The organism is Arthrobacter arabinosi (genome assembly GCF_054511115.1).
Genome location: NZ_JBTNDF010000003.1, coordinates 482373 through 502833, shown reverse-complemented (window position 1 = coordinate 502833; position 20461 = coordinate 482373). Strand labels below are relative to the sequence as shown.

Annotated in this window: 21 protein-coding genes and 2 riboswitches; of the genes, 12 read left to right on the top strand and 9 right to left on the bottom strand. The window is 71.2% G+C overall.

Annotated elements, in window-relative coordinates; translation table 11 throughout:
- The first annotated feature begins 109 nt into the window (after nt 1-109).
- From ACX80P_RS10280 to ACX80P_RS10250, 7 genes are all read left to right on the top strand, one after another.
- A complete protein-coding gene (locus ACX80P_RS10280) occupies nt 110-3106 on the top strand; it encodes a Na+/H+ antiporter subunit A (RefSeq protein ID WP_459277976.1) in 2997 nt (998 codons plus the stop codon).
- Nucleotides 3103-3624 carry a Na(+)/H(+) antiporter subunit C gene (locus tag ACX80P_RS10275; RefSeq protein WP_459277975.1) on the top strand — a complete coding sequence of 174 codons (522 nt, stop codon included), beginning with the start codon at nt 3103-3105 and terminating at the stop codon, nt 3622-3624. The genes ACX80P_RS10280 and ACX80P_RS10275 overlap by 4 nt, the downstream gene beginning before the upstream one ends.
- Nucleotides 3621-5231: a Na+/H+ antiporter subunit D gene (locus ACX80P_RS10270; protein ID WP_459277974.1), complete on the top strand. Its 1611-nt coding sequence runs from the start codon at nt 3621-3623 to the stop codon at nt 5229-5231. The genes ACX80P_RS10275 and ACX80P_RS10270 overlap by 4 nt, the downstream gene beginning before the upstream one ends.
- Nucleotides 5228-5776 carry a Na+/H+ antiporter subunit E gene (locus ACX80P_RS10265; RefSeq protein WP_459277973.1) on the top strand — a complete coding sequence of 183 codons (549 nt, stop codon included), beginning with the start codon at nt 5228-5230 and terminating at the stop codon, nt 5774-5776. The genes ACX80P_RS10270 and ACX80P_RS10265 overlap by 4 nt, the downstream gene beginning before the upstream one ends.
- Entirely contained in the window at nt 5773-6030 is a 258-nt protein-coding gene (locus ACX80P_RS10260; protein WP_459277972.1) for an MrpF/PhaF family protein, read from the top strand. Before ACX80P_RS10265 ends, ACX80P_RS10260 begins: the two co-directional genes overlap by 4 nt.
- Nucleotides 6031-6037: 7 nt before the next feature.
- On the top strand, nt 6038-6439 hold the full coding sequence (mnhG, locus tag ACX80P_RS10255) for a monovalent cation/H(+) antiporter subunit G (protein WP_459278199.1): 402 nt from the start codon (nt 6038-6040) through the stop codon (nt 6437-6439).
- A 143-nt stretch (nt 6440-6582) separates the two neighbouring features.
- A complete protein-coding gene (locus ACX80P_RS10250) occupies nt 6583-6963 on the top strand; it encodes a response regulator transcription factor (RefSeq protein ID WP_459277971.1) in 381 nt (126 codons plus the stop codon).
- A gap of 156 nt (nt 6964-7119) precedes the next feature.
- Here ACX80P_RS10250 and ACX80P_RS10245 read toward each other — a convergent pair whose 3' ends face one another.
- From ACX80P_RS10245 to ACX80P_RS10230, 4 genes are read right to left on the bottom strand one after another with little or no spacing between them, the layout of a single operon-like run.
- A complete protein-coding gene (locus ACX80P_RS10245; protein ID WP_459277970.1) occupies nt 7120-7476 on the bottom strand; it encodes a hypothetical protein in 357 nt (118 codons plus the stop codon).
- Nucleotides 7440-7778 (bottom strand): serine hydrolase, encoded by a 339-nt coding sequence (locus tag ACX80P_RS10240; RefSeq protein WP_459277969.1) that lies wholly within the window; start codon nt 7776-7778, stop codon nt 7440-7442. The genes ACX80P_RS10245 and ACX80P_RS10240 overlap by 37 nt, the downstream gene beginning before the upstream one ends.
- Nucleotides 7775-9322, bottom strand: coding sequence for an FAD-dependent monooxygenase (locus tag ACX80P_RS10235; protein WP_459277968.1), 1548 nt, complete (start codon nt 9320-9322; stop codon nt 7775-7777). The genes ACX80P_RS10240 and ACX80P_RS10235 overlap by 4 nt, the downstream gene beginning before the upstream one ends.
- 22 nt (nt 9323-9344) lie before the next feature.
- A complete protein-coding gene (locus ACX80P_RS10230) occupies nt 9345-9992 on the bottom strand; it encodes a 4a-hydroxytetrahydrobiopterin dehydratase (protein WP_459277967.1) in 648 nt (215 codons plus the stop codon).
- Nucleotides 9993-10213: 221 nt separating this feature from the next.
- Here ACX80P_RS10230 and cycA point away from each other — a divergent pair, with 221 nt between their 5' ends.
- Both cycA and ACX80P_RS10220 read left to right on the top strand, forming a co-directional pair.
- Complete coding sequence (gene cycA / locus ACX80P_RS10225) at nt 10214-11695, top strand: D-serine/D-alanine/glycine transporter (protein ID WP_459277966.1); 1482 nt, start codon at nt 10214-10216, stop codon at nt 11693-11695.
- Nucleotides 11696-11835: 140 nt separating this feature from the next.
- Nucleotides 11836-12963: an FUSC family protein gene (locus tag ACX80P_RS10220; protein WP_459277965.1), complete on the top strand. Its 1128-nt coding sequence runs from the start codon at nt 11836-11838 to the stop codon at nt 12961-12963.
- Between the two features lie 55 nt (nt 12964-13018).
- Here ACX80P_RS10220 and ACX80P_RS10215 read toward each other — a convergent pair whose 3' ends face one another.
- Nucleotides 13019-13279 carry a DUF4235 domain-containing protein gene (locus ACX80P_RS10215; protein WP_459277964.1) on the bottom strand — a complete coding sequence of 87 codons (261 nt, stop codon included), beginning with the start codon at nt 13277-13279 and terminating at the stop codon, nt 13019-13021.
- Nucleotides 13280-13367: 88 nt separating this feature from the next.
- Nucleotides 13368-13492: riboswitch (TPP riboswitch) on the top strand.
- 47 nt (nt 13493-13539) lie between these two features.
- Between ACX80P_RS10215 and ACX80P_RS10210 the strand changes: the two genes are divergently transcribed.
- From ACX80P_RS10210 to ACX80P_RS10200, 3 genes are read left to right on the top strand one after another with little or no spacing between them, the layout of a single operon-like run.
- Complete coding sequence (locus tag ACX80P_RS10210) at nt 13540-14148, top strand: ECF transporter S component (RefSeq protein ID WP_459277963.1); 609 nt, start codon at nt 13540-13542, stop codon at nt 14146-14148.
- Nucleotides 14145-15635, top strand: coding sequence for an ABC transporter ATP-binding protein (locus ACX80P_RS10205; protein ID WP_459277962.1), 1491 nt, complete (start codon nt 14145-14147; stop codon nt 15633-15635). Before ACX80P_RS10210 ends, ACX80P_RS10205 begins: the two co-directional genes overlap by 4 nt.
- Nucleotides 15632-16429, top strand: coding sequence for an energy-coupling factor transporter transmembrane component T family protein (locus ACX80P_RS10200; protein ID WP_459277961.1), 798 nt, complete (start codon nt 15632-15634; stop codon nt 16427-16429). Before ACX80P_RS10205 ends, ACX80P_RS10200 begins: the two co-directional genes overlap by 4 nt.
- An 85-nt stretch (nt 16430-16514) precedes the next feature.
- Here the strand turns inward: ACX80P_RS10200 and ACX80P_RS10195 are convergent, their stop codons facing one another.
- From ACX80P_RS10195 to ACX80P_RS10180, 4 genes are all read right to left on the bottom strand, one after another.
- The gene (locus ACX80P_RS10195; RefSeq protein ID WP_459277960.1) at nt 16515-17252 is read right to left on the bottom strand and encodes an amino acid ABC transporter ATP-binding protein; all 738 of its coding nucleotides are present in this window, start codon (nt 17250-17252) and stop codon (nt 16515-16517) included.
- Complete coding sequence (locus ACX80P_RS10190; RefSeq protein WP_459277959.1) at nt 17249-18013, bottom strand: amino acid ABC transporter permease; 765 nt, start codon at nt 18011-18013, stop codon at nt 17249-17251. Before ACX80P_RS10190 ends, ACX80P_RS10195 begins: the two co-directional genes overlap by 4 nt.
- Nucleotides 18014-18023: 10 nt before the next feature.
- Nucleotides 18024-18938: an ABC transporter substrate-binding protein gene (locus ACX80P_RS10185; RefSeq protein WP_459277958.1), complete on the bottom strand. Its 915-nt coding sequence runs from the start codon at nt 18936-18938 to the stop codon at nt 18024-18026.
- Between the two features lie 163 nt (nt 18939-19101).
- Nucleotides 19102-19219: riboswitch (SAM riboswitch) on the bottom strand.
- Nucleotides 19220-19327: 108 nt separating this feature from the next.
- Nucleotides 19328-20206, bottom strand: coding sequence for an aminodeoxychorismate lyase (locus tag ACX80P_RS10180; protein WP_459277957.1), 879 nt, complete (start codon nt 20204-20206; stop codon nt 19328-19330).
- Between the last annotated feature and the right edge of the window lie 255 nt (nt 20207-20461).

The following is a 20461-nucleotide window of genomic DNA, read 5'->3' as shown; positions in this document are numbered from 1 at the left end:
CGCACCCCGCGTCCCAGCACCCGCCGGAGGGGATAGTGGAACCCTCAAGCAATGCGCCCGATAGACTGGCTGCAGCCCGACCGTCCCCCAGCGGAAGATCGAGACCTTCATGCTCACCGTGCTCCTCGCGATGTTCGCGCTGGCACTCGGGGCGCCCGTCCTCTTCTCCCGGTTCGGCCGTTCGGCCTTCTTCGTCCTCGCCGCAGCCCCCGCCGCCGGCTTCGTCTGGCTCCTGACCCGGCTCCCGGACGTCATGGCCGCCGACCAGCAGGCGCCGAACGGCAGCCCCGGGGCACCGCCGTCGCTCACCGTCCCCTGGATCCCCGCACTGCAGCTCGAGCTCGCCTTCCGGCTCGACGCCCTCGCGGCGGTCCTGTGCATCCTGATCCTCGGCGTCGGGGCCCTCGTCCTCTTCTACTGCGCGCGCTACTTCAAGAACGACGATCCCGACGTGGGCGCGTTCGGCGCCCAGCTCCTCGCCTTCGCCGCCGCGATGTTCGGGCTGGTCACCGCCGATGACCTGATCCTCATGTTCATCTTCTGGGAACTGACCACGATCCTGTCCTACCTGCTCATCGGCTACTCGCGGCAGCGGCTCTCCGCCCGGCGCTCGGCACTGCAGGCGCTGATCGTCACGACGTTCGGAGGCCTGGCGATGCTCGTGGGCCTGGTCGTCCTCGGGCAGGAGGCCGGGACCTACCGCATCTCCGAGATCATGGCCGACGCCGGGACCCTCACGGCCGGCGGGCTGCTGATCGACGTCGCCATCGGACTCGTGCTGGTGGGTGCCATCACCAAGTCGGCGCTCGTCCCCTTCCATTTCTGGCTGCCCGGGGCCATGGCCGCGCCCACCCCCGTCAGCGCCTACCTGCACGCGGCCGCGATGGTGAAGGCGGGCGTCTTCCTCGTGGCGCGCTTCGCCCCCGGGTTCGCGGAGACCACGTTCTGGTACCCCGTCATCTTCGGGCTCGGGATGGCCACCATGCTGATCGGGGGCTGGCGCGCGCTGCGGCAGTTCGACCTCAAGCTCGTGCTGGCCTACGGGACGGTCAGCCAGCTCGGCTTCCTGACCATGGTGGTCGGCCTCGGCGGGCCCGACGGCGCCGTCGCGGGTCTCGGGCTGCTCCTGGCGCACGGGTTCTTCAAGGCCACGCTCTTCCTGGTGGTCGGCATCATCGACCACCAGTCCGGCACACGCGACCTGCGGGTCCTGTCCGGGGTCGGCTCGACGTCGCCCGCCCTGTTCGCCGTCGCGCTCGTCGCCGCCGGCTCCATGGCAGGCGTGCCGCCGCTGCTGGGCTTCGTGGCGAAGGAGTCCGTCCTGGAGGCGTTCGTCCACCGCGCCGAGGACGGGACCGCCGGCACCCTCCTGCTCGGCGGCGTCGTCCTCGGGTCCATCCTCACCTTCGCCTACAGCGCGCGCTTCGTGTGGGGTGCCTTCGCCCTGAAGCACGGCCGCCCGCAGACCCCGTTCGAGCACGTCCGCACCTCCTTCCTGCTGGCGCCCGCCGTGCTCGCGGTCGCCACCGTGCTGTTCGGGCTCTGGCCGGCACCGCTGGACGCCGTGGTCCAGCCGTACGCCGCCCTGTTCCCCGGCGAGGGGGAGGCGCCGTACCTGGCCCTGTGGCACGGCTTCACACTGCCGCTGCTGCTCTCGGCCGTCACCCTCGTGGGCGGCACCGCGCTGTATCTGCTGCGCGCGCCGTTCGCGCGGCTGCAGGACGGCGTCCCGACGGTCCGCGAGGCGGAGGTGGTCTACCGCTCGCTGATCGGCGTCCTCGACGACGTCGCCGTGTGGGTCACGGGGCGTACGCAGCGCGGCTCGCTGTCCTTCTACCTCTTCGTCATCCTGACGACGGCCGTCGTCACCCCGCTCGCCGCGCTCATCCTCTTCGACGCCCCCCTGCCCTCGGACATCCGGATCGCCGAGTCGCCCGCGCAGGTCGTCGCCGCGATCGTCATCATCATCGGCATCCTGGCGGCGCTCCGGTCCACCAAGCGGTTCATGGCCGTCCTGATGGTCGGGATCACCGGGTACGGGATGGCTGCGATCTTCGCGCTGCACGGCGCCCCCGACCTGGCGCTCACCCAGATGCTCGTCGAGACGATCGTGCTGGTGGCGTTCGTGCTCGCGCTGCGCTCCCTCCCGGCCCGGCTCTGGAACCGCGCCGGGAGCCGGCATCGACTCCTGCGGGCCGGGCTCGGCCTGGCGTTCGGCGGCATCATGGCCGTGATCGCGATGTCCGCCATGGCATCCCGCAACGCCGCGCCCGTCTCCCTGGCCTACCCGGGGCTGGCCTACGACGACGGTGGCGGCGCCAACGCCGTCAATGTCCTGCTCGTCGACATCCGGGCCTGGGACACCTTCGGCGAGATCACCGTCCTGGCGATCGCCGCGACCGGGATCGCGAGCCTCATCTTCATCCGCGGGCGCGGCGACAAGCGTCACCGGGCCCACGGCGTCGAGGACGGGTCGGTGGACCGCGGCCAGGAGCCGCTGGACGCCGGCGGCCGGGCAGGCGCCGCCCGGGAGCTCGCCGCGCGGTTCACCGACGTCCCCCGCGACCCCTGGCTCGTGGCCGGGCGCACCCTCGCCCCCGAGCGCCGGTCGATCATCTTCGAGGTCATCACACGGCTGCTGTTCCACACCGTCATCGTGCTCTCCGTCTACCTGCTCGTCGCCGGTCACAACCTGCCCGGCGGCGGCTTCGCAGGCGGTCTCACCGCGGGGCTCGCCCTCGCCATCCGGTACCTGGCGGGCGGCCGGTTCGAACTGGCCGAAGCCAGCCCGGTCAGCGCCGGCACCCTGCTCGGTGTCGGGCTGGCGATCGTCTCCCTCACCGCGGCCGCGCCCCTGCTGATCGGTGGTGCGGTCCTGGAGAGCTACATCCTCGAGTTCTGGCTGCCGGTCTTCGGGGACGTGAAGTTCGTGACGTCCACCATCTTCGACATCGGGGTGTACATCATCGTCGTCGGCCTCGTCCTCGACGTCCTGCGCAGCCTGGGCTCGGAGATCGACGAGCGCAGCGAGGCGGACGGGCCCGTCGAGGAGGACCCCGGGTCCGACGCCCTCGTCCCGCCCGCCGCCGAAGGAGCCCAGCCATGACCGTCAACCTCACGCTGATCGTGCTCATGGCCGCGTTCTTCGCCGCCGGGATCTACCTGCTGCTCGAACGCAGCCTGACCCGCGTACTGCTCGGCCTGATCCTCGTCGGCAACGGCGCGAACATCCTGATCCTCGCGATGAGCGGGGGCGGCGGGAAGTCGCCGCTCTACGTCTCCGGGACCCCCGCCGAGGAGTACACCGACAGCCTCCCGCAGGCCCTCATCCTGACGGCGATCGTCATCACCTTCGCCGTCACCGCATTCATGCTCGGCATCATCTACCGTTCATGGGTCCTCGGGCGCGAGGACGACGTGCAGGACGATCCCGAGGATCTCCGCGTCGCCGACCAGGACAGCTACGACTGGGAGGACGACGCCGACGTCGTTGCCGAGACCTCGGAGTTCTTCGACGACGCGGACGGGCCCGGTGCCCGCAGCGCCGCGACGCCCGCCGGAGGCACAGCACCCGGTGACGACGGGCCCCCCGCCCGGGTGCCCCGGCGGGGGAATGCCCTGTGATCGCCGCCGACCTGGCGCCCCTCGCCGTCGTCCTGCCGTTCCTCGGGGCGGCCGTCACGTTCCTGCTCATCCGCCATTCCCGGGCGCAGCGCGTCGTCAGCATCTCGACCCTCGGCGTGACCCTGATCATCGAGGTGGTGATCCTGCTCGCCGCACCGTCCTCCGGGACGCACGCGGTGAGGCTCGGCGGGTGGGAGGCCCCGTTCGGCATCGTGCTCGTGGTGGACCAGTTCTCCGCCCTGATGCTCGTGGTGTCCTCCGCCATCAGCCTCGCGGTGCTGGTCTATGCCGCCGGCCAGGGCATGGCCGACGGCGACGAGGAGGGGCCGGTCTCGATCTTCCACCCCACCTACCTGATCCTCGTGGCCGGGGTGTCCAATGCCTTCCTGACGGGCGATCTCTTCAACCTGTACGTCGGCTTCGAGATCCTGCTCACCGCGAGCTACGTCCTCATGACCCTCGGCGGCACCGCACCCCGCATCCGGGCGGGCGTGACGTACGTCGTCGTCAGCGTGGTGTCCTCCATGCTGTTCCTCATCAGTATCGCGATGATCTACGGTGCCACCGGGACGGTCAACATGGCCGATCTCGCGGTGAAGCTGGAGACGGTGGACCCCGCCACGCAGCTGGTGCTCCACCTCATGCTCCTCGTCGCCTTCGGCATCAAGGCCGCGGTCTTCCCGCTCTCCTTCTGGCTGCCGGACTCCTACCCGACGGCCCCGGCCCCGGTCACCGCCGTGTTCGCCGGCCTGCTGACCAAGGTGGGCGTGTACGCGATGGTCCGGGTGGAGACGCTGCTCTTCCCCGGCGACCGCATCAACTCCCTCCTCATGGTCGTCGCGCTGCTCACGATGGTGGTGGGCATCCTCGGGGCGCTCGCCCAGGCGGACATCAAGCGGCTCCTGTCCTTCACCCTCGTCAGCCACATCGGCTACATGGTCTTCGGGCTGGCCCTGTCCTCGCGGATCGGACTCGGTGCCGCCGTCTACTACGTCGCCCACCACATCACCGTGCAGACGAGCCTCTTCCTCGTCACCGGGCTGATCGAGCGCCGCGGCGGGACGGCGAACGTGGACCGCCTCGGTGGCCTGGCGAAACTCTCGCCGCTCCTCGGCGTCCTGTTCTTCCTGCCCGCCATGAACCTCGCCGGGATCCCCCCGTTCTCGGGCTTCCTCGGCAAGCTCGGGCTCATCCAGGCGGGCGTGGAACTCGGGACCCCGCTCGCGTACCTGCTGGTCGCCGGGGGCGTGCTGACGAGCCTGCTGACCCTCCTCGTCATGGCCCGGGTCTGGAACCGTGCGTTCTGGCGCAGCCCCGCCGACGCCGAGGACCCGGACCCCATCCTGCTGGCGAGCAAGGCCGACGGCTCCAGCCTCGGCACCTCGCGCCACGTCACGGGCGAGGACACCGGCCGCTTCGCCGGCAAGGATCCCGTGACGCTCCTGCCGCGCACCATGACGGGCCCGACGATCGGCCTCGTCGCCCTCGGCCTCGCCCTCACGGTCCTCGCCGGGCCCCTGTTCACGCTCAGTGACGACGCAGCCCAGGAGATGCTCGACCGGACACCGTACATCGAGGCCGTCCTCGGGCCGGGAGCGGACGGATGAGCCGCCAGCGCATCCCCCTCGTCACCGAGCTGCCACTCGTCATCTGGCTCGTCCTCGTGTGGGGTGCCCTGTGGCAGGACTTCAGCCCCGGCACCCTCGTGTTCGGCGCCGTCATCGCGTACGGCGTCGTGAACGTCTTCTACCTGCCGCCGGTCGAGCTGACGGGCCGGTTCAACGTGCTGTGGGTCCTCCCGTTCCTCGGCCGGTTCCTGTACCAGCTGGTGGTCGCCAGTGCCCAGGTGTTCTGGCTGGCCGTGAGGAGGGGGCCGTCTCTCCGGAGCGCGGTCGTGGCCGTGTCCCTCCGCAGCCACTCGGACTTCCTCGTCACGGCCACGGGCCATGCGATCTCGCTCATCCCGGGTTCCCTCGTGCTGGAGGTCGACCGATCGACGTCGACGCTCTACCTCCACTGCCTCGACATCCGGTCCGCGGAGGACGCCGAGGCCGTCCGGCGGGCCGTCCGCGCCACGGAGATCTGGCTCATCCGGATCATGGGGAGCCGCGCCGACCTGGACCGACTCGCAGCAGAGGAGACCGCCCGATGACGGCAGCAATATATGTGGCCGGTGGAATACTCGCGGTCGCCGTCCTGCTGGCTCTCTCCCGGGCGGTTCGCGGCCCGTCCATCCTGGACCGCGTCCTCGCCCTCGACGTCGTGCTCGCCATCATCGCGGCCGGGCTCGTCCTGAACATGGTGATGGGCCGCCACCTCGACAACCTCGTGCTGCTCGTCACGATCTCGCTCATCGGGTTCATCGGCTCCGTCACCGTCGCCCGGTTCGTCACGGACAGGAAGTAGCGCCGTGATCAACGACGCCATCGTCTCGGTCCTGCTGATCGGAGGCGCGCTCATGTCCCTGGCGGCCGGCATCGGGCTGGTGCGCTTCCCCGATCTGCTCTCGCGCATGCACGCGGCGACCAAACCACAGGTCCTCGGACTGCTGCTGTTCCTCCTCGCGCTCGCCGTCGAGTTCGAGAACTGGCTGCTCGTGCCCCTGTTGGCGCTGTGCTGGATCTTCCAGCTCCTCACCAGCCCCGTGTCGGCGCACATGGTGGGCCGGGCAGGCTACCGGACGCGGCACCTGCGGCGGGACCTGCTCACCCTCGACGAGCTCGACGACGTCGTGGCGCATGCAGCGGGGGAGGATCCGGCACACCGCGGCTGGGCCGGAGGCTCGGACCACAGGACCGGCGGCAGGACGCCCTGACGGGGTGCGCCAGCACCGACGCGCGCCTGACGCCGGTGGCGCCGGCGTGTCAACCAATGGCGGGAGGACGCCGCTCCCGTGTCTCACTCCCCGCGAACGATAAGCTTGCTGCTGATGATCCACACGGTACTGGAGGGTTCGGCATGGAGATGCTGCAGCGCAGCGCGGTCGTCATCGAGGACGACGCCGACATCCGCCGACTGCTCGTGATCGTGATGACGGGGCGGGGGTTCACCGTGCACGAGGCCGGCACGGGCGCCGAGGGACAGCGCCTCGTCGACGCGGTCCAGCCGGCCCTCATCACGCTGGACCTCAACCTGCCGGATGTGGACGGCCTCGATCTCTGCCTGCGGCTCCGAACCCATTCGGACGCGCACATCCTCACGATCTCCGCGCGACCCCCGCAGCTCACCGAGGAACAGTGCCTGGCCGCGGGTTCAGACCAGTTCATGGCGAAGCCCTTCAGTCCGCGCGCGCTGCGCGCCTACCTTGACGGGGTCCTCCCCCTCCCCGACGCCGCGTAGCGCCCGCCGGCGCTCCCGACTGTCCCCGACGCCGAGGAGTGCACCCCGGCGCGAGGAGCTGCGTCCTATGTCGCCAGCACGGTCCGCCGTTCATCGACGACGGTCGTGGCCGGGTGTCGTCGCCGGCTTCCATCCGGTTGGTGAGGAACGCCATGCTCACGCCCAGATCAGGCTGCGCGAACGACACCTGTCCGAGCCGTCGTCCGGACCGGTGACCTCCTGGGGGAAGGCGTCCCCCAGCGTCACGGCCAGGGTCGGCAGGTCCGTTCCGCCGGGTCCGTCGGCAGCCCGTGGAGCCCGCACCATGTCCCGCAGGGTGTCGGACGCTTCGAGGTGGGCGACGCCGGACTGCCGGCCGGCGGGGACGCCCAGACGGACCTCGGCCCCGAGCGGGGAGGACAGCGCGTCCTCGAGGTGGGCGCCGGGCATCCTCCCGGTGACGCGGCGGATGATCTCCCCCGTGAGCCAGCCGTGGGTCAGCGCTGGTACGCGTACCCGGATCCCGGCTCCCACAGGGGCTCCTGTCCGGCGAGCGGGCCCGCCATGGTCCGCCGGTCGAGGGCCTCGTCGAGGCTGACAGGGTGCCGGAGTGCGGACACCCCCGCGCGGTGTGCGAGCGCATCCCCCACGGTGATCCCGCCCTTCCCCCGGGCCCCGAACCCGGACCGGAGCTCGCTCACCCGGGTGTCGTGGTCCAGCCTGCCCGCCTCGACGAGCCGGGCGATGAGGACGGACGGCGAGGGCCGCGCCCCTGCGGGGCCGCCCCTCGAAGGCGGCGGCGAAGGCGTCCCGGAACGGCCCGAAGCGCCTGTCATGGCGGTCCTTCCTTCCCGGTCGGCCGAGTGGTGTCCTGCCGGGCAGCGCGGAACGCGGCGACGGCCTCGGCGGGCGGCGACGCTGCGGCCACGAAGCCGTCCGGCCGCACGAGGTACAGGGTGCCCGGCTTCAGGGGCGTGGAGCCGGTGGAGCCGAAGGTGTGGAGCGGGAGCCCGAGGTCGACGGCAGCGGCTTCGGCGCCGCGTACCGCGGCGTCGTCGGCGGCGTACAGGTGCAGCTGCCATGACGCCGACCGCAGCACGTCGAAGTTCTCCCCGGTCCACTGCAGCCGGCGGCCGACCACGCGGTCCCGGCGCCGTCGGGATGACCCGTCCATCCGGTAGTGGATCCGGATCTGACCCAGGTAGCCGGCCATCCTCCGCCCGATCGGCAGGTGGGGGAGGAGGGCGACCCCGACGGGCAGCACCAGCCGGGGCGCGTACCTGCGCACGAACGTGACAGCCCGCGAACGGGACGTCACGCCGCGGAACACGAGGTCGGTGGTGCGGATCAGGCGCAGCGCCACGGGGCGGCGTTCGGCCTCGTAGCGGTCCAGGCGGGCCGCGGGTTCCCGCCCGGCGAGGACGTCGGCGAGCGCGAACGCGAGATTGTGGGCGTCCTGGAGCCCGGTGTTCATGCCCTGGGCGCCGACCGGCGAGTGGACGTGGGCGGCGTCGCCTGCGAGGAACACCGAGCGGTCACGGAAGTGCGCGGCGACCCGGTGGTGGACGCGGTAGGTGGAGAACCAGCGGTAGTCCTCGTAGGTGACGCCGAACACCTCCGCCACGTGATGCCGCGCGTACGCCTCCGTCACCGCCGCGGCACCGTCGTCGACGATCCCGATGAGCCGCTGCCTCGACCGCGCTGTGCCCTCGGGCCGCATCGGGAAGGCGAGGAGGAACTCCTCGGCGCCCTGCCGGATGTTCACCGTGGCCGGTGCGAGTCCGCGCACGCCCACCGCGTCGACGAGGTAGAAGGTCTGCCGGTTCGTCGTGCCCTCGAACGGGATCCCGCACAGGGACCGGACCGTCGAGGACGCGCCGTCGCACCCGACCGCGAACCGGGCCCGGAGGGAGGACGGCCCGTCCGGCCCGTCGATCAGGGCGACCACGCCGTCGTCGCCCTGCTCCAGGCCTGCCAGGCGGTGCCGCCAGCGGACGGCGCCGCCGAGCTCGCCGAGGCGCCCGGCGAGGATCCTCTCGTTGGCGCTCTGCTCCAGCATGTACATGCCGGGGTAGGGGGTCAGGCCCCGCCCGAGCCCGGTCAGCGGGATGGGTGCGAAGGCCTTCCGGCCGAACCCCTGCCGCATCGAATCCGCGTGCTCCGCTGCGGCCAGCACGCGGTCGACGACGCCGAGCTGGTCGTAGATCTCCATGGACCGCGAGTGCACGCCGAGGGCGCGGGACTCCAGGGTGGGGCCGTCCTTGCCGTCCACCACGACCACGCGGACGCCGAGCCTCGTCAGCCAGTTGGCCAGCATGAGGCCCGTGGGACCCGCGCCCACCACCAGCACGTCGGTGTCCCGTCCTGTCGTATCCCCCATGGCGATCGGCGGCGGGCGCCGCTCAGCGCCCCAGGATCGTGCAGACGCAGGCGCGATTGCCCTCGGCGTCGGCGAGGACCGTGAACGACGGCGCCTCCGCGTCGTCGACCACCGTACCGCCCGCGGCGACGGCGGCCGCGATCCGGGCCTCCGCGGCGTCGTGCGGCACCCACAGGTCGATGTGGAAGCGCTGTCGGGGGGTCTCGTGGGCGTCGGTGTGCTGGAACCACAGGAGGGGGACGCGCCCTCCCGGGTCGGCGACGTCGTCACCGTCCACCACGCCCGCGTCGCCGGTCAGCAGGGCCGCCCAGAACGGTCCGATCGCGGCGACGTCGGCCGTGTCGAGGGCGAGCTCGACGACGGCGGGCGCCGCAGGGTCCGCCGCGATGCCCCGCTCGCCGGCGATCCAACTGATCCGGCGGGCGAGGTCGACGTCCCGCTCCGTCACGCCGGAGGCGTCATGGCTGAGGAGCGTGACGTCGACGTGCGGGTAGGTCAGCACGACGTCGGGGTGATGGCCCGCCTGCTCCGCGAGCTCACCGATTGCCGTGACGAGGGCGAGGCCCGTGGCGAAATCGCCTGTCACGAAGCGGGCGTGCAGGGCCCGGGCCAGCTTGCGCCAGTCGTCCAGGCCGGCATCGAGGAGCTGCTGCGTGGTGAGGATGGTCATGCGGCCAGTATGGCCCGGAGACCCCGGGTCCGTGAAGGTCCCGGAGCCGGTCCGACGGCCAGTGCGGGGGCGGAGCACCCCGCAGGGGCCCGGGCACCGGGGGCCGTCGATTTGACTCGCCGTCGGCCACCGTTCAGGGTTTGATGTCTGTCACATCCGTTCACACCACGCGGTCGCGGTTCCGTTCCGGAGCCTGCGGGCGCGGAAGGACCCCCACCCCCATGCCTGCCTCCTCCCTTCCGGCGCCCGCGTCCACCCACGCGCCCGCCGGTGACCATCAGTCCCCCCACCTGACCCGGGCGTTGAGCAACCGCCACATCCAGCTGCTCGCGATCGGCGGTGCCATCGGCACCGGGCTCTTCATGGGGTCAGGGAAGACCATCTCGCTCGCCGGGCCCTCCGTGATCTTCGTGTACATGATCATCGGGTTCATGCTCTTCTTCGTCATGCGCGCCATGGGGGAGATCCTGCTCTCCAACCTCGAGTACAGGTCCTTCAGCGATTTCGCCGGCGATCTCCTCGGACCGTGGGCGGGGTTCTTCACCGGCTGGTCCTACTGGTTCTTCTGGGTGGTCACCGGGGTGGCGGACATCGTCGCCATCGCGGGCTACGTCGACATCCTCGCCCCGGGGACCCCGCTGTGGATCCCCGCCCTGGCCACCCCCGTGGTGCTGCTGCTCCTGAACCTGCCCACGGTGAAGGCGTTCGGTGAGGCGGAGTTCTGGTTCGCGATCATCAAGGTCGTCGCCATCGTGGCGCTGATCGTCACCGGCATCGTCATGATCGCCACGCACTTCACCTCGCCCGGCGGCCAGGTCGCGGCGCTGGAGAACATCTGGAACGACGGCGGCATGTTCCCGCACGGCCTGTTCGGCTTCATCCTCGGCTTCCAGATCGCGATCTTCGCCTTCGCCGGCATCGAGCTCGTCGGGACCGCGGCGGCGGAGACGAAGGACCCCGAGAAGACCCTCCCGCGCGCGGTGAACTCGATCCCCGTCCGGGTGCTCCTCTTCTACGTCGGCGCCCTCACCGTCATCATGGCCGTCAACCCGTGGCGCACCATCGACGCCGCCAACAGTCCGTTCATCGGCATGTTCACGCTCGCCGGGCTCGGGATCGCCGCCGTCGTCGTGAACCTCGTGGTGCTGACCTCCGCCGCCTCCAGCGCGAACTCGGGGATCTACTCGACGTCGCGCATGGTGTTCGGGTTGGCGCAGGACGGCAACGCGCCGAAGTCCTTCGGGAAGCTGAGCCCACGCCAGGTACCCCAGAACGCGCTGCTCTTCTCGTGCATCTTCCTCCTCGCCGGCCTGATCCTGCTGTACTCGGGCGATTCCGTGATCGGCGCGTTCACGATCGTCACCTCGGTGGCGTCCGTCCTCACCATGTTCGTCTGGTCCATGATCCTGATCAGCTACCTGGCGTTCCGCCGCCGCCGCCCGGAACTGCACGAGCAGTCGGCGTTCAAGATGCCCGGGTCCGCGTTCATGCCGTACGTGGTCCTGGCGTTCTTCCTGTTCATGCTGGTCGCGCTCGCGCAGGCGGACGACACCCGCCTGGCCCTGTTCGTGGCTCCTCTGTGGTTCCTGTTCCTCGGCGCGGCGTGGTCCGTCAACCGTAGGACGCCCCTCCAGCAGGCCCGCATCGAGAAGCACCGTGCCGCACTGGAGGCGGAGCGGTCCCTGGTCGAGGCTCGCGGCTAGCCCCGCCATCGGGAGGGCCGTCCCCTCGGGGGCGGCCCTCCGTCGTGTCGGCGGCCGCCGTGGTCCGCGTGCGCCCGGCCGGGAGGGGCACCTCCCCACCTCTCCGACGGGGCGTCAAGGTTCGGCTGCCATACTGCGGGATGCCCCGACTCCGAATCCACCCGGGCCTCGGCGCCCTCAGGGCCCGTTTCGACGGCGGCCTCAGGGACCGGCTCCGCGCCGCGGCGATCACTCCGCAGCTGCTCCTGGCGGCCAAGGCAGCGCTCGCCGCGGCGCTCGCCTGGACGATCGCCCTCGCCATCCCCGGCACCGCCTCCCAGTACCCCTACTACGCCCCACTGGGCGCGCTCCTGGCGATCTACCCGACCGTCGCGGGGACCGTGAAGCTCGGCCTGCAGACCGTCGTCGGGCTCACCATCGGGATCCTCCTCGCGTACGTCGCGGTGTGGGCGGGGGACCCGAACTGGCTGACCATCGCGTTCGTCGTGGGGGTCGGAGTGCTCCTCGGCGGGGTGCTCAGGCGGACGGCCGGCGGGGGGTCGGGCATCGCGTCGGCCGGACTGTTCGTGCTCGTCATCGGCAATGAGGACCTGGGTTACTCGCTGGGCTACCTGGTCCAGACCGTCGTGGGGGTCGGCGTCGGACTCGCGGTCAGTGCGCTGATCCTGCCGCCACTCCACCTCGATGACGCCGTCGGGCAGATGAGCAGCCTGCGCCGGACCGCGGCACGCCAGCTCCAGGAGATGGGTGAGGCGCTCGAGGAGGACTGGGCGGAGGAGGACCCGCGGTGGACGGAGCGCCGCGACGATCTCACGGCGTCGGCCCGGAGCGCGCGGAGCGCCCTGCAGTTCGCGGACGAGAGCCGGAAGGGCAACGTGCGTCGGCGCTTCCACCCGCGGGACATGACCCAGGACTACCGGCACGTCGAGGTCCTGGAGGTCGTCGCCGCCCACACCCTGAACATCACCAACATGCTGCAGGACGGGCTGCACGGGACGGCCACCGAGCGTCCCCTGTCCGCGGCGGTCCGCGTGCCCCTGCAGGCGGCGTTCGTGGCCGTGGGAAACGTCCTGGACCTGTGGACGGTCGAGGAGATGGACGCCGGGACCGTCGAGGACGCCGAGCGGGCACTGAAGGACCTGGAGAGGGCGGCCTACGAGTCCTCCTCGGCGACCGTCCCGTTCGGATCGGCGGCCGCGATCGGCATGAACCTGCACCGCATCCTGCAGGCCGTCCGGCCCGAGCCGCGCGCCGCCGGGGAGCCCTGACCCAGGACGCCGGAAAGGGCGCCCCGGAGAGCGCCCTTTCCGTGCTGCGTGCGGCTCAGGTCAGGTCGCGGGTCTTCGAGTAGCGGGCGATCGCCTTCTGCGTCGACCGGTTGGTCAGGACCTGGATGGTGGTGCTGACCGCACCCGAGATGACGGCGAACACCAGGGCGGAGCGCAGGGTGTTCTCCAGGCCGTCCTTGCTCTTGGGCGGTGCCTCGCCCGTGATCTTCTCCCACAGGAAGTCGACGAGCTTCGTCCCGACGAAGCCCGCGCCCGCACTCAATCCCACACCGAGCAGTTTGAACACGACGTTCATGGTTTTCTCCTTCTGGTCCGTTGGTTCCTGCGTCCAGCCTAGCCGGGCCGATCCCCTCGACGCAGGTGTAGGCTCGGTAGCGCTCAAGCAACAACGACAGGGGAGCGCCGATCCGCAGCATGCTGCCGGAGCGGGCGCTGAGAGTGCGGACCGCCGCAGACCCTCGAACCTGATCCGGCTAGTACCGGCGAAGGGAGTCGAGTTCTCAGGGCGCGCGGCAACCGTGCGCCCTCCCCTCCTGCCACCCAGGAGGAATCAGCATGGCATCATCAACGGCCCTCAACGGCCTCTCCCCCCGCACCAGCCAGTGGCGCGTCGTCGACATCGTGGTGGCCTCGGTCATCGCCGTCGCCGTCGGCGTGCTGTTCTTCGCCTGGTCCGCGGGCTACTCGGGCATCAGCGTGCTCACTGCGGGCTTCCCGCCGCTCGCGGGCCTGTACTCCGGCGGGTGGCTCATCGCCGGCGTGCTCGGCGGGCTGATCATCCGGAAACCCGGCGCCGCGATCTACTGCGAGGTCCTCGCGGCCGCGGTCTCCGCCCTGATCGGCACGCAGTGGGGCGTGGGCGTCCTCCTCTCCGGCGCCATCCAGGGGGCGGGCGCCGAACTCGTGTTCCTGCTGTTCCTCTACCGGAAGTGGAACCTGCCCGTCGCCCTCCTCGCGGGCCTCGGCGCGGGCCTGGCGCTGGCGATCAGCGAGAACATCCTCTACAACGCGCTCTGGAGCCTGGAGTTCAAGCTCCTGTACGTCGTGTTCGCTGCCGTCTCCGGCGTCGTCATCGCGGGCCTGCTGTCGTGGCTGGCCATGCGCGGGCTCGCCAGGACGGGCGTGCTGTCCTCCTTCGCCGCCGGCCGCACGGCGGACGTGTGACACCAGCACAGGTGCCGTCCCCGGGCGCTGTCTCGGTCAGCGCCCGGGGGTGGGGCTGGCGCCACGCGGGCCGGAAGGCCTTCGCCGCCCGCCACCTCGACCTCGACCTCCGGCCCGGTGAGCGCGTCCTGCTCCTCGGCGCGTCCGGTGCGGGCAAGTCCACCGTGCTGCACGGCCTGGCCGGGCTGCTCGGCAGCCAGGACGAGGGCGAGCAGGAGGGCGAGCTCCTGCTCGACGGCGCCCGCCCCGCCGACGTACGGGGCCGCGCCGGCCTGGTGCTGCAGGACCCCGAGACCCAGGTGGTCCTCGCGCGCGTCGGCGACGAGGTGGCCTTCGCCGCCGAGAACCTCGCGGTCCCGCGGGAGGAGATCTGGCGGCGCGTGCACCGCGCCCTCGACGACGTCGGCCTCGACCTGGCGCTCGACCACCCGACCACCGCGCTCTCCGGTGGCCAGAAGCAACGTCTCGCCCTCGCCGCCGTCCTCGCCATGGAACCGGGCCTGCTCCTGCTCGACGAGCCGACCGCGAACCTCGACCCCGACGGCGTCCTGGAGGTCCGCGATGCCGTCGTCCGCGTCCTCGAGCGCACCGGCGCGACCCTCGTCGTCGTCGAACACCGCGTCGCCGTCTGGGCCGACGTCGTCGACCGCGTGATCGTGCTCGACGCCGCCGGCGGCGTCCTCGCCGACGGCGCCCCCGGGACGGTGCTGGTCCGGGAGGACACACGCGCCCGGCTCGCCGAGGCGGGCGTATGGCTCCCCGGCCGGCAACCGCCGGTCGGCGGACCGGTGCCCGACGGCGGCGGGGCGGTCCTGCTGTCCGCGCGGGGCCTGGCGGTCGCCCGGTCGAAGCGTGGCCCCGCCGCCGTCGCGGACCTCGCACTGGACGTGCGGGCCGGGGAGGCGCTGAGCATCACCGGGCCCAACGGCGCCGGGAAATCCACGGCCGCCCTCACGCTCGGCGGCCTGCTGCGCCCCCGCGCGGGACGGATCGAGGCGTCGCCGGAGCTCGCCGGCACCGCCGGCGCCGACCCGTTCCGCTGGCGCTCCGCGCAGCTCGTGCAGCGCATCGGGACGGTCTTCCAGGAACCCGAGCACCAGTTCCTCACCCCGAGCGTGGGGGAGGAGCTCGCGTTCGGGCCGCGGAGGGTCGGCGGGCCCCCGGACCCCCGGCGCGCCACGGAACTGGCCGAACGGCTGCGGCTCACCCACCTGCTGCAGGCCAACCCGTTCACGCTCTCCGGCGGGGAGAAGCGGCGGCTGTCGGTGGCGACGATGCTCGCCACCGCGCCGCGCGTCCTGATCCTCGACGAGCCGACGTTCGGCCAGGACGCCCTCACGTGGGCGGAACTCGTGACGCTCCTGCGGGAACTGATCGGCGACGGCGTCGCCGTCGTCCCGGTGACGCACGACGCCGAGTTCATCGCGGCCCTCGGCGGGGCGACCCTGCGCGTCAGCGGCGGGGCGGGCCGGCTGGTGGCCCGGTGAGCGGCGACCACCTGACGCCGGTCCTCACCGGCCGGACCCTCCTGCGGGCCAACCCGGTGTCGAAGCTGTTCGCGGCCACCGTCATCACGCTGGCCCTCCTGGCCAGCATCGACTGGGTCAGCGCCGCGGTGGTCCTCGGCTGCGAGCTCGCCCTTCTGCCGCTGCTGGGCATCAGCGTGGTGGGGCTCGCCCGGCGGATCTGGCCCCTGCTGGTCGCCGCCCTGCTGGGGGCGTACGGGACGGCGCTGCTCGCGGAGAAGACGGGGGACGTCCTGCTCGACGTCGGGCCGTTCCTCTTCACCGAGGGCTCCGTGGCCGGGGGCATCGCCGTCGGGCTGCGCGGCCTGGCGCTCGCCCTGCCGGGGATCTTCATCCTGCTCACCACGGACCCCACGGACCTGGCCGACGCCCTGGCGCAGAAGCTGCACCTCCCGCACCGTTTCGTCCTCGGGGCGCTGGCGTCGCTGCGGCTCGTGGGCCTGCTGGTGGAGCAGTGGGAGATGCTCGGGCTCGCCCGGCACGCCCGCGGCATCGGCTCGGACGGATCCGTCGTCGCCCGGACCCGGAACCTGCTGGGGCAGTCGTTCGGCCTGATCGTGCAGGCCATCCGGCGTGCCACCCGGCTCGCGACGGCCATGGAGGCCCGCGGCTTCGGCGGAGGTACACGCACGTGGGCGAGAACGAGCACGTTCTCGGTGCTCGACGTCGGCGTGGCCGTCGTCGGGCTCGGCATCGCGGTGGGGGCGACGACGGCGGCCGTCCTCGCCGGCACGTGGAACTTCGTCCTGTCCTGATCCGGCGTCCCGACGCGGTCTCGGCCCCCGGGGGCCCGCTCGAGCGGGCCCCCGGTGCCGGGTGGGACAGCGTGGACGGGACCGGCTAGAGCACGTCCGAGAGGAACGACCTCAGGCGGGGCGTCTGCGCATCGTCGAAGATCGCGGCCGGCGGGCCGGACTCCACCACGACGCCGCCGTCCATGAACGTCACGGTGTCCGAGACGTTGCGCGAGAAACCCATCTCGTGGGTGACGACGACCATGGTCATGCCCGCCGTCGCGAGATCCGCCATGAGCGCCAGGACGCCCTTGACGAGCTCGGGGTCCAGCGCCGAGGTGGCCTCGTCGAAGAACATGACCTCGGGGTCCATGGCCAGCGCACGGGCGATCGCCACGCGCTGCTGCTGCCCGCCCGAGAGGTTGCCGGGACGGACGTCCGCCTTGTGCCTGAGTCCCACCAGGTCCAGCTGGGCGAGGGCCTTGCTCCGGGCCTCGTCCGCCGGCATCTTCCGGAGCTTCCGCAGCGCCAGCGACACGTTGTCGAGCACGCTCTTGTGCGGGAACAGGTTGAACTGCTGGAACACCATGCCGATGCGCCGGCGCAGCTCGTCCGGGTTGTCCTTCAGGACGGACCGGCCGTCCAGGAGGATGTCCCCCTGGTCGGGTTCGATGAGCCGGTTCAGGACGCGCAGGAGGGTGGACTTGCCGGACCCGGAGGGGCCGATGACCGACGCCGTCGTGCCCTGCTCGACGTGCAGGTCGATCCCACGCAGCACGTGGTTGGAGCCGAAGGACAGGTGCAGGTTCCTGCCCGTCAGGGTGCCTGATTCGATCGTCTTCACGCCTTGGCTCCTTCGCCGATCTTCGCGGCCAGCTCGTCCGGCTCGGGCTTCTGCTTCTTGCCCACACGGAGCCGGTTGTCGATGAAGTTGACCAGGTGCGTGAGCGGGATGGTCAGGCACAGGTAGAGCACGCCGGCGGCGATGAGCGGTGACAGGTTGCCGGTGTTGCTCGCGGCGTCGTTACCCACCCGGAAGAGCTCGCGCTCACTGGCCACGAGGCCGATGAAGTAGATGAGCGAGGACTCCTTGATGAGCGAGATGAACTGGTTCACCAGGGCGGGCAGCACGCGCCGCACGCCCTGGGGGATCACGACGAGCTGCATCGAGGAGCTGTAGCTGAAGCCCAGGGCCCGCGACGCCTCCAGCTGGCCCTTCTCCACGCTCTGGATCCCCGAGCGGAAGATCTCGCCGATGTACGCGGAGGCGATCAGCGACAGGGCGAGGATGCCCAGCGGGTACGGGCTGGTGCTGCCCGTGACCTGCCGGAAGATCGGTCCGAGCCCGAGGCCGATGAGCAGGATGATCACGACGGCGGGCAGGCCCCGGAAGATGTCCGTGTAGATGCGCGCGATCCACCGCAGCACACGGTTGCGGGAGATCCCCATGACGGCGAGGATCATCCCGGCGATCGTGCCGATGATCCCCGACACCAGGGCGAGCATGAGCGTATTGGGCAGTCCGACGGTCAGGAGGTCCGGCAGGACCGCCGCCATCGCCTCCCAGTCGAAGAAGGTCTTCCCGAGCTGTTCGAGGGCATCCATGCAGGAACCGCTACTTTACTTCCACGGCTTTGCTGCCGGGCTTCCAGTCGGAGGGCATCTCGCGGTCCGGGTACCACTCCTTGGTCAGTTCGCTCCACGTGCCGTCGGCGATCACGGCGTCGAGGCCCGCGTTGAGGGCGTCGATGAGCGGCTGGTTGTCGCTGTTCACGGCGTACGCGGTGAAGTTCTCCGTGTTGATGATGGTCTCTGCGATCGTGGTGTCGTCGCCGTCCTTCACCTGTCCCGTGGCCTGCTGCGACGGGGCCACCCAGGCGTCCACCTGGCCGTTCTTCACGTTCGCGTAGACGGTGTTGTAGTCGGGGAAGCGCACGGGCTCGAGGCCGAGGGTGTTGGAGACGTAGTCGTCCTGCACGGTGCCCTGGACGACGCCGATGCGGGTGCCCTCCGAGAGGGAGTCGAAGCCCGTGACCGAGGAGCCGTTCTTCGTGACGACGGCCATGTAGCCGAAGTCGTAGCCGTTGCTGAAGCCGACGTTCTCGCGGCGCTCGGCGGTGGTGGAGATCGAGGAGGATCCGACGTCGAACTGCTTGTTCTGCACCTGGGCGAGGAGCGCCGAGAAGTCCGTCGACGCGAATTCGACCTCGAGGCCCAGTTCGTCGCCGATGGCGCGGAGCAGCTCGTTGTCGTAGCCGGTGAAGACGCCGTCCTTGAGGAAGATGTTCGGCGGGGCGTCGGAGAGCGTGCCGACGCGCAGGGTGCCGTCGGAGATGAGGCCGAGCTTCGACGTGTCGATCTCGTCGACCGGGGTCGTGGAGTCGGTCGTGTACTGGTCGAGCGACTGCTGGTCGCTTCCGGCCAGCGCGTCGGTGGTCTCGGCGGGCTCGCTGCTGCCGCTGCCGCAGGAGACGGTCAGGGCGAGGAGGGGGACGGCGAGGGCCGCGAGGGCCTTGCGGGAGAGGTTCATGGTGTCCTTCGGGAATGCTGGCCCCGGGTGGGGGCGCGGGAACGGGTGGTGCCGGGGACCGGATCACGGCGAGGAGGATGCTGGGCTGCTGGGTGACACGCTCACTGTTCTGGGCTGTGCGCAGGCGCGGTCGCCGTCACCGGGAGGGTTCGGGGGCCGCACGACGCCGTACTTGCCAACCGGGGGACTTGTCCCGGCGGCCGAATCTTCACCTGGAGCACCCCACTACGGGAGAGGGTTGCTGTCCAGCCGGCCAGGGCCGAGGGCTGGAACTCTTGATTGCAGGCAAAACGCTAGGGCAGCACGGAGCGCCGGGTCAAAACGAGAAGGGCCGAAATGCGACACGTGACGTAGCACAGGGGCGTTCGAGGGCCCTTGTGTGGCGGAGATTACACGAAACGGTCCACGAGGTCCGTGAGTTCCGCGGTCAGGGCGCTCGAGGTGCGGAGTTCCTGGCCGTCCAGGGAGAGCACCGGCGCGAGGAGCCGGATGCTCGAGATCAGCCATACGGCGTCGGCGTCGAGCAGGTGGTGCGGTTCCAGCGGCCCGTAGCCGAGCTCCCACCCCTGCTCCTTCGCGGCGGCGAACAACGCGCTCTGGGAGGTGCCCGGAAGGATGCCGCTCTCGAGCTGCGGCGTGAGGAGGGTCTTCCGGCCGTCGCGGTCGTGGGCGAGGAGCACCGTCGACGTCGGGCCCTCCAGGACCTTGCCGTCGGAGGAGGTGAAGATGACGTCGTCGGCGCCGTGCGCCTTCGCGTATCGGACGGCGGCCATGTTGACGGCGTAGGAGAGGGTTTTGGCGCCCATCAGCAGCCACGGCGCGCGCTGGGCGACGGTGCTGTCGTAGCCGCGCTCGAGGAAGAGGACCTTCAGGCCCGTCTCGCGCTGCCGGAGGGTGGCGTCCGGGACGCGCGACACCTGCACCCAGGCCGTGGCCCGCCCGGCGCCCTCGACACCGCGCGTGGCGATCAGCTTCACGACGGCGTGTCCCTGGTCCGGTTCCGCCGCCGCGAACTCGCGCAGGCCCGTGCGGATCGCGCGGCTCCAGGCGTCGGCGGCCGGCACGGTGAGATCCAGGGCGGCGGCCGACGACGCCAGGCGGGCCAGATGCGCCTGCTCCTTGCGGGGGGAGCCGTCGACGGCGAGCAGGGACTCGAAGATGCCGTCCCCGCGGGTGGCGCCGAGATCGGTGGCCATCAGCTGCGGCCGCGACGCGTCGACGACCTCGCCGTCGTCGTGGGCCGGGTCCAGGAACACGAGAACTGTCATGGGCCACAGCGTATCCGCTCGGCACCGACCGGGGAGGCGGAGACAGGAAGGCCGGGCCGCAGGGATGCGGCCCGGCCCAGGGTCGGGATCGGTTACTTCCGATCGTTGTCCTGTGCATGATCCTTGGCCGTGTCGGCCATTCCACCACTGTCCGCCATACAGTCCTCTTCCAGCCGAACCGGTCCGCGGTCCGCCGTGGGCTGCCGCAGTCTGACCCGTTCATCGTCCACCCGACGGGAGGGCCCCGGTACCGGC

Excerpts from the sequence above, each read along its gene's own strand:
- cycA (WP_459277966.1), top strand. The coding sequence starts at position 10,214 with ATGCCTGCCTCCTCCCTTCCGGCGCCCGCGTCCACCCACGCGCCCGCC.
- ACX80P_RS10240 (WP_459277969.1), bottom strand. The coding sequence starts at position 7,778 with ATGACAGGCGCTTCGGGCCGTTCCGGGACGCCTTCGCCGCCGCCTTCG.
- ACX80P_RS10210 (WP_459277963.1), top strand. The coding sequence starts at position 13,540 with ATGGCATCATCAACGGCCCTCAACGGCCTCTCCCCCCGCACCAGCCAG.
- ACX80P_RS10180 (WP_459277957.1), bottom strand. The coding sequence starts at position 20,206 with ATGACAGTTCTCGTGTTCCTGGACCCGGCCCACGACGACGGCGAGGTC.
- ACX80P_RS10230 (WP_459277967.1), bottom strand. The coding sequence starts at position 9,992 with ATGACCATCCTCACCACGCAGCAGCTCCTCGATGCCGGCCTGGACGAC.
- ACX80P_RS10185 (WP_459277958.1), bottom strand. The coding sequence starts at position 18,938 with ATGAACCTCTCCCGCAAGGCCCTCGCGGCCCTCGCCGTCCCCCTCCTC.
- ACX80P_RS10215 (WP_459277964.1), bottom strand. The coding sequence starts at position 13,279 with ATGAACGTCGTGTTCAAACTGCTCGGTGTGGGATTGAGTGCGGGCGCG.
- ACX80P_RS10265 (WP_459277973.1), top strand. The coding sequence starts at position 5,228 with ATGAGCCGCCAGCGCATCCCCCTCGTCACCGAGCTGCCACTCGTCATC.
- ACX80P_RS10220 (WP_459277965.1), top strand. The coding sequence starts at position 11,836 with ATGCCCCGACTCCGAATCCACCCGGGCCTCGGCGCCCTCAGGGCCCGT.
- ACX80P_RS10235 (WP_459277968.1), bottom strand. The coding sequence starts at position 9,322 with ATGGGGGATACGACAGGACGGGACACCGACGTGCTGGTGGTGGGCGCG.
- ACX80P_RS10275 (WP_459277975.1), top strand. The coding sequence starts at position 3,103 with ATGACCGTCAACCTCACGCTGATCGTGCTCATGGCCGCGTTCTTCGCC.
- ACX80P_RS10260 (WP_459277972.1), top strand. The coding sequence starts at position 5,773 with ATGACGGCAGCAATATATGTGGCCGGTGGAATACTCGCGGTCGCCGTC.
- ACX80P_RS10250 (WP_459277971.1), top strand. The coding sequence starts at position 6,583 with ATGGAGATGCTGCAGCGCAGCGCGGTCGTCATCGAGGACGACGCCGAC.
- ACX80P_RS10190 (WP_459277959.1), bottom strand. The coding sequence starts at position 18,013 with ATGGATGCCCTCGAACAGCTCGGGAAGACCTTCTTCGACTGGGAGGCG.
- ACX80P_RS10280 (WP_459277976.1), top strand. The coding sequence starts at position 110 with ATGCTCACCGTGCTCCTCGCGATGTTCGCGCTGGCACTCGGGGCGCCC.